Genomic DNA, 7380 nt, shown 5'->3' with positions numbered 1-7380 from the left:
TCGGTGCATCGTGGGTGAATTCCCGCTTCCGCCACTTCGCTACCGTTTTTGGATTAATCCCATGCCGCTTGGCCAGAACATTCAGACTCTCTTGACTATTTTGTATCGCTCGACGCACCGCCACTGTCGTGCGGGCGCTTCCGTGTAATATCTGTCCCATAAATCATCCCTCCGTAGCTGGTTATATGTTACACCGGCACACCGTGGGACTAAACACTTACCCGATTCGGGATCATAGTCATCCGGATGGGGACCAAACCCCAGGTTACCCAGCGAGCCCTGTCCTTTCCAGATATCAGGATAAACTTCAATTACGGCGCGCAGCAGCACATAAGGCACACCGTTGAAAGCAAGTGGACGGGTATTAAACCATTCGCGGCCCAACCGATTGCTGTACCAAGGTGTACGCGCTTCGCGGTCGGTCACGATTCGTTTGATGACAGCATCGCTCAAATAGGCAACCTGTTGCTGTTCTCGCTGTGCGCGCTCCTCCTCCCAGCTGAGAGTCTGCTGGTCGGGTGGGTGAACGTCTCCTTTCCGGTAATCTTTGCACGAAATGAGCGCCGCGAGGATAAACAGAGTCATTGCGCAGCGAATCATGGTGGGAGTGAAAAAGCCTGGATTCTTCATTGCAGCCCCCTTCCAGACAGTTGGCGGAAAGTTATTCTACTGCGCTTTTTCTCATGATGACAATGTCAAATAATAACAATGCATCAAATATATTAGACAAGAATTAATCTGTCCGGTTTATCGGTGCAATGTTGTAACAACAGCGCCCTGACATGATCCGAACAGCCTATAAATTTACGCCGGGTGGAAGGGATAACGGCAAGCAATCCGGAGACATACGGGGTACGCGAACGCGAATCGCCACCACCACGAACAAAATGCCAATGCAAGAGATTAAATGTTTCAGTGTGTGACCGCTGATGCCGATAGCATCATAGACAGGCATGTCGCCGAGTTCAAATACCTTCGCCAGTACGTAAGCTGCAAGCGGTGCCCACATGAACGTTGATGGTTTTAAGCGGGAGGGGAACAACAGCATAATCAATGGAACCAGAACAATAGGCAAGTACTGGACCAGCACGTAGAAGCGCAGATCTCCCCGCCCATGTAACTCCGTGAAGTACCAGTAAAAAACTGACAACGATCCAAATAAAAGCAATGGAATCAACAAATTTCGGCCGTAACGCTCGCTGATATGTTCTCCAACGATGATGCAGAGAAATGCCATGAATGCCGCAGCCATGGGTAGCCGATCCCAAACCAGTGTGGCGTTATTGGGTTCCAGATGATAGTAAGCTGAGCCCAGCCCTATGAATATCGTGGCGATAAAAAATACCGCATAACCCGACCGCAAAGCCCGCAGCGCTCCTTGTGACTTGCTGGATCTCAGCATCGCCAGACCCACAGCCCCAACCAGAACAAACGCAACGCTGGAGGCAACGTCATAGAAGTTCGGGATGCCCAGCAAGTACCTGGTATCCGCGAAATTGTTGTAGCGCGGATCTTGCGGAATTGCTTCTTGCGTAAAGACGCCCATCGCGCTAACGATCGCAATGACGATGATGAATATCAGTCGCTTTTTGTGTGCAAGATGTTGAGGTATATCCACGGCAGGCATCGTCTTACACTGAGCGGAGCGGCGCAATGGGACAATTAAGCGCGAGCATTCGGGTGCACTACGACGTAATGCACGGGCGATTCTGAAACAAATCAACTCTTTGATGTTACGTACACATCTATTTTACCTGTTCGCCGCAACATCTTATTAACCTGATCCACATGCATCTCCTCTTCGACGATGAGACCGCGCGCATAATCCTCCAGCAGCACTGATTTACCCTGGGCCAGCTCCAGCAACGCATAGTAGGCAGTAAGTGACTGGGTTTCATGCGCCAGTGATTCTCGCAGAATATCGCCAATATCATGCACGTGCGTTTCCAGCAAAGGGCCGATCGCAAGTGAGGGATACCCCCCCAACAGTGTGACAAGTTCGCCGGCTTTATGTGCATGGAGCAGGCCTTCTTCGGCTTGTTCCTTGAGCCATTCCACCACTGGAATACGGTTATAACCAAATACCATCAACGAATAATGCGTATATCGCACCACTCCGGCAAGCTCAAGCTCCATGATCTTGTTCAGCAGCGCGATTGCCTTGTCTTTATCGAAATCCATGTGTGTCTCCTTTATGGTTATGAATGTTCAAGGAACATGTGCACCAGTTTGCCGCATCAGAGTACCTCGCCATGGCTTTCATAAAATTACAAGGCATCGACCAGGCACAGCATTGCATCCACATCAGCATATAGGAAAAACAAATACTTTTTTTAAAATTTATTACGCATAAACCATTGCACCTGTCATGAGTCTCTTCCTCTACATGCCACTTCGTCGAGCGAGAGCAGGGCGGTATTACCACCCGTGGCCGCCGTGTTGATACAAACCGTACGTTCGACAGCGAAGCGATGGAGGTAATGCGATCCGCCCGCCTTCGGTCCGGTACCCGAGAGTCCCTCGCCGCCGAACGGTTGTACGCCGACGACCGCGCCAATCTGGTTACGGTTGACGTAGAGGTTGCCGATCCTGACGCGCGCGCGAATAAAATCGACGGTCTCCTGGATGCGTGTGTGCACGCCGAGCGTGAGGCCGTAACCGGTCGCGTTGATTGCCTCGCATACTTTATCCAGCCGGGTTGCTTTGAAGCGTATGACATGCAGGATCGGACCGAACACCTCGCGCTCGATCCGGCTGATCGCATCGATCTCATAGGCCCTCGGTGCGAAGAAGAAGCCATCCCTGGTTTCGTCCGAGAGCGGTGCTTCAGCGATGAAGCCGGCCTCGCGGCTCATGCGTTTTGCGTGCGCTTCGAGCTTGGCGAGCGAATTGCCGTCGATCACCGGCCCGATGTCGGTATCGAGCTTCATCGGATCGCCGATCCTGAGTTCGGCCATCGCACCCCTGATCAGGCTGATGACGCGCTCGGCGATATCCTCCTGCAAGAACAGCACCCGCAGCGCCGAGCAACGTTGGCCCGCACTGTCGAATGCCGAGGTCAGCACGTCCCTGACGAGTTGCTCGGGCAGCGCCGTCGAATCGGCGATCAATGCATTCAACCCGCCGGTCTCGGCGATGAACGGCACGATCGGTCCCGCGCGTTCGGCAAGCATGCGGTTGATCACATGCCCGGTGTCGGTACCACCGGTGAAAACAACGCCCGTGGTCGCCGGATGTCTCACCATCGCCGTGCCGATAACGCGCCCGCTGCCCGGCAGAAAATGGAGCACCTCACCCGGCACGCCTGCTTCGTGCATCAGTTGTATCGCGGTATAGGCGGCGAGTGAGGTGCGCTCGGCGGGTTTCGCCAACACGCTGTTACCCGCCGCGAGTGCACTCGCGACCTGGCCTGTGAAGATCGCAACCGGAAAGTTCCACGGGCTGATCGCTGCGAACACACCGCGTCCGTGTAAACTGAGCTCGTTGCGCTCGCCGGTCGGACCCGGCATCACCTTTGGTTCGGCGAAGTCGGCGCGCGCGATCCCTGCATAGTAACGCAGGAAGTCGATTGCCTCGCGCACGTCGGCGAGCGCGTTTGACACTGTCTTGCCGGCTTCGCGTACGCAAAGTGCAATCAGCACCGCCATGTCGCGCTCGAACAGGTCGGCCGCGCGTTCAAGAATCTCTGCGCGCCTGACACCGCCGAGGCGATCCCATGCGCCTTGTGCAGCAGCTGCCGTGGATGCCGCTCGCGTGACCATATCAGGCGTGGCGTTCAGCACTGTGCCGACCTGACGCGAATGGAGCGCAGGATCAAACACGGCCGCACCCTCACCGGGATACGGCTCTCCACCGATCAAGGGCCGCGCTTCGAAGCCGTGTTCAATCGCAGCCGCGACCGCATTCAATAGTAACCTGGCCTGCGCCGGATCGCTGATGAGAAGGCCGCGCGAATTCTTGCGATCGGTGAACAGATTTTTCGGCAACGGAATGTGCGGATGCGGTTTTGCGCTCATGGCTTCGATCTGATCCACAGGATCCGCGATGATCGAGGCGATCGGCATTTTATTATCTGCGAACCGGTTGACGAACGATGTACTGGCGCCGTTCTCGAGCAGGCGGCGCACGAGATAGGCGAGGAGGTCCTTGTGTGGGCCGACCGGGGCATAGATACGGCATTGCACACCAGAGTGATCAGCGCCGACGGCCTGATCGTAGAGTTCCTCACCCATGCCGTGCAGGCGTTGGAATTCATAGTCGGAACGATTGCCGGCGAGCACTTTGACTGCGGCCAGCGTATGCGCATTGTGCGTCGCGAACATCGGAAAGAACGCGCTCCGGTCGGCGAGCAGCATTCGCGCACAGGCAAGATAGGAAACATCAGTCGAAGCCTTGCGTGTAAACACGGGAAACCCATCGATGCCGAGTTCCTGCGCGCGCTTGATCTCGCTGTCCCAATAGGCGCCCTTGACGAGCCGAACCGGAATGCGCCGCTTGTGCTCGCGCGCGATGGCAGCGAGCCAATCGATCACCGCCGGCGCACGCTTCTGATAGGTCTGCACCGCAAGGCCCAGACCTTCCCAGCCGGCAAGTTCTCGCGTGCGGCTCAAAGCCTCGAAGATATCGAGCTGGAGATCAAGACGATCCGCTTCTTCCGCATCGATCGTAAAGCCAATCCTGGCTTTGCATGCCGCCTGGCAGAGTGGCATCAGCTGCGGCAGGATCTCGGCCAGCACCCGTTCGGCCTTCACGTATTCAAGCCGTGGATGCAGCGCTGACAGCTTCACCGAGATCGAATTCCTCGCAAAAATGTCGCCGTGCTGCGCCTCCTTGCGTGCCTCGTGCGATGTAATCGCCGCGATCGCGCCGGCATAAACGCGTGCATAGCGCTCGGCATCTTCACGCGTGACGGCCGCCTCACCCAACATGTCGAACGAGAAGCGGTAGCCACGCCGTGCCGCCTCCGTTCCGCGCCTCAGCGCCTCCTCGATCGTGCACCCGAGCACGAACTGCCTGCCCATGATGCGCATGGCGGCGCTCATAGCTTGGCGGATAACAGGCTTGCCCGAGCGCTGCACCATGCGGCTGAAAATATTCGTCCAGTCCGATCTCCCTTCGCCGAGCCTGACCACACGCCCGGTCAGCATCAACGCCCAGGTCGAGGCGTTCACGAACAGCGACGATGATTGCCCGAGATGCTTCTCCCAATGCACGCTGCCGATCTTGTCCCTGATCAGCCTGTCCTGTGTTTCGGCGTCCGGCACCCGTAACAGAGCTTCGGCGAGGCACATCAACGCGACACCTTCTTCAGTCGATAGTGCGTATTGGTGAAGAAACATGTTGAGCCCGCCGCGCCACCGCTGCATCCGCATCCGCTGCACGAGGTCACGCGCCAGCGCCTCCGTTGCCGCCCGTTCCATTGCACTCAACCGTGCACGCGGGATGAGCGCATTCACGGCTTCGGTTTCGTCGCAAAGATAGAGGTGTGCCATTGCGGCACGCGCAGGATGTATCCTCATGCGCGGATAACTCTGTGGCCAACAGTAAAAGACAATGATCGGCGAATTTTTGCAGCGTGTCTGCGCAAACTCCTGAACTCTTTGCAGTCGTATTTCTTCGCAACCCGGATCGGGGCGACATTCCCGGAGTTGATGGTGTAGGCGTACACACACGAAGCGAAATTGACCGGGAAAATAGGAACTGAAAGCATTGCTGGAGAGAAGATAATTTTTTCCAGGGAAAGTAAGTTCAATTGGCGGCTCCGAGGAAATTTGCCAGGAGATTATCCAAACAAGTTGAGATATTTACCCGCTGTCGCATCCCGTCTGTTTCCAGCTCATCTTCAGCGCTATTGAATCGATGTGTTTTGAGTACGTCAGCAATACACCCGTTGAAACGTTCGACCATCCCATTGGTTTGCGGAGTGCGTGGCCGGGTCAGGCAATGTTCGATACCGAGTTCCTGGCACAGCTGGTCAAAACTGAAAAGACCCTGCCATAACCAGCTTTCATAAGCATGTCCAGTAACAGGCGAGGCTTGAGGTGAGGCGTATGAATCAAAGGGCCGGGTACTCTCGATAGGACGGTCATACCAGATCAAGAGTCCAAATATAATGAGTAAAGCTAACCCCGCGAAGGCAAGGTCCGGCTCTTTTATCTCATTTATCTGAGGCATCGTTTTACTAACACTAACCGCGTACAGGAAAAATAAACGCCCTTTTTTCTAAAATTTATTATACATAAATCGGATGGCGAGGCAGAAATACTGCTGAATAATCGCAAAAATATCTGATTTTGATTAAAGGCAGAATAGAAATCCTGGCAAGGAGAAGCAACTTGCCTTTCGGGTGAAGGGTGTCCAGTCAGTACGTTCAGTTCATTCTGGAATGAGCGCTGAAGATGAGCCGGAAACAGACGGGATGCGACATATAAGCGCAATAACTATACCGACAGACACAAATATCCAGAAATAACCCAGTAGAATACGTTTATTGTATTGTTGTTTTTGGATGGGTAATTTCGCAAAAGTATTCAGCAAATGGCCGATATCGTACTTGTCATTCATTTTCTGTTCGTACTGTTTGTCATCGGCAGTCTCCCGCTGATTTGGGCAGGCAGCTGGATGGGGCTGGGCTTTGTGCGAAATCGAAGGTTCCGGTTCGCGCATCTTGCCGCCATCCTGTACGTTACCGCCGAGTCCCTTCTCGGCCTGATATGTCCACTGACATGGCTGGAGGATGCGCTGCGCGGCACGCCGACCGAGACAGGCTTTATCGAGCGCTGGCTGCATCGCATTCTGTTCTATGATCTTCCGGGATGGGTGTTTCTGGTAGCGTATGTGTTATTTGCGCTTCTGGTGGTCATTACTTTCCGATTCATTCCACCGCAGCCGCGCCGCTCATCGCGCTGAGTTCTGGTCGCAATTGACCGGATTTTCTGCACGGCGTAAGACGCATGCATAGAAAGAAGTTTATGCACAAAGAAGGTGAAGTAATTTCATTTCTATTTCAGAAGATTAATAATAGGGCACCTCTAAAAATGCCTAAGAACCTGTTCAATATCTCGATCAAGGGAGGCAGTGCAAGACAAAATTGAACAAGAAAGCGGAGCATACTTGAAGTATGTGAGCATTTTGAGTTCAATTTCAACGTCGTAATGCGCCCTTCAGTGAGATATTGAACAGGTTCTAAATGTTTAGTCCCACGGTGTGCTGGAATGGATCAAAGATAAAACGATCTGGCTCATTTTTCCAGATTTTGCAGATGTATTCATAGGGTGTTAGGCCTTTGAGAGCTTTTAGTCTTTTGGCGAAGTTATAAGCCATCACAAAGCGATGGAGATGGGCCTTCAACTGATCGTGTGAGTCGTAATAATACCGTTT

At 54.0% G+C, this 7380-nt stretch carries 5 protein-coding genes and 3 pseudogenes; 1 reads left to right on the top strand and 7 read right to left on the bottom strand.

From position 1 onward, the window contains the following. The 6 genes and pseudogenes from C8R14_RS12565 to C8R14_RS13620 form a co-directional block, all read right to left on the bottom strand. Positions 1-160: pseudogene (locus C8R14_RS12565) on the bottom strand (IS481 family transposase); the annotation flags it as partial. After that, complete coding sequence (locus C8R14_RS12560; RefSeq protein ID WP_011634891.1) at positions 82-630, bottom strand: hypothetical protein; 549 nt, start codon at positions 628-630, stop codon at positions 82-84. The pseudogene C8R14_RS12565 and the gene C8R14_RS12560, both read right to left, overlap by 79 nt. Before the next feature lie 166 nt (positions 631-796). Further along, entirely contained in the window at positions 797-1618 is an 822-nt protein-coding gene (locus C8R14_RS12555; protein WP_166485014.1) for a ceramidase domain-containing protein, read from the bottom strand. A gap of 101 nt (positions 1619-1719) precedes the next feature. Further along, entirely contained in the window at positions 1720-2181 is a 462-nt protein-coding gene (locus C8R14_RS12550) for a ferritin-like domain-containing protein (protein WP_011634893.1), read from the bottom strand. A 185-nt stretch (positions 2182-2366) separates the two neighbouring features. Then, positions 2367-5519, bottom strand: coding sequence for a bifunctional proline dehydrogenase/L-glutamate gamma-semialdehyde dehydrogenase PutA (gene putA / locus C8R14_RS12545; protein WP_011634894.1), 3153 nt, complete (start codon positions 5517-5519; stop codon positions 2367-2369). Between the two features lie 307 nt (positions 5520-5826). Then, positions 5827-5991, bottom strand: a pseudogene (locus tag C8R14_RS13620) (integrase core domain-containing protein); the annotation flags it as partial. A gap of 546 nt (positions 5992-6537) precedes the next feature. Here C8R14_RS13620 and C8R14_RS12535 point away from each other — a divergent pair. After that, a complete protein-coding gene (locus C8R14_RS12535; protein ID WP_011634896.1) occupies positions 6538-6909 on the top strand; it encodes a DUF2784 domain-containing protein in 372 nt (123 codons plus the stop codon). 276 nt (positions 6910-7185) lie between these two features. On the opposite strand, the pseudogene C8R14_RS13860 reads toward C8R14_RS12535, so the two are convergent. Further along, positions 7186-7380, bottom strand: a pseudogene (locus C8R14_RS13860) (IS481 family transposase); the annotation flags it as partial.

It is taken from the genome of Nitrosomonas eutropha (assembly GCF_003201195.1).
Taxonomy (GTDB): Bacteria; Pseudomonadota; Gammaproteobacteria; order Burkholderiales; family Nitrosomonadaceae; genus Nitrosomonas; species Nitrosomonas eutropha.
Note: the sequence above shows the minus strand (reverse complement) of the source record. Positions and strands in the feature narration are given on the sequence as shown.

Excerpts from the sequence above, each read along its gene's own strand:
- C8R14_RS12560 (WP_011634891.1), bottom strand. The coding sequence starts at position 630 with ATGAAGAATCCAGGCTTTTTCACTCCCACCATGATTCGCTGCGCAATG.
- C8R14_RS12550 (WP_011634893.1), bottom strand. The coding sequence starts at position 2,181 with ATGGATTTCGATAAAGACAAGGCAATCGCGCTGCTGAACAAGATCATG.
- C8R14_RS12535 (WP_011634896.1), top strand. The coding sequence starts at position 6,538 with ATGGCCGATATCGTACTTGTCATTCATTTTCTGTTCGTACTGTTTGTC.
- putA (WP_011634894.1), bottom strand. The coding sequence starts at position 5,519 with ATGAGGATACATCCTGCGCGTGCCGCAATGGCACACCTCTATCTTTGC.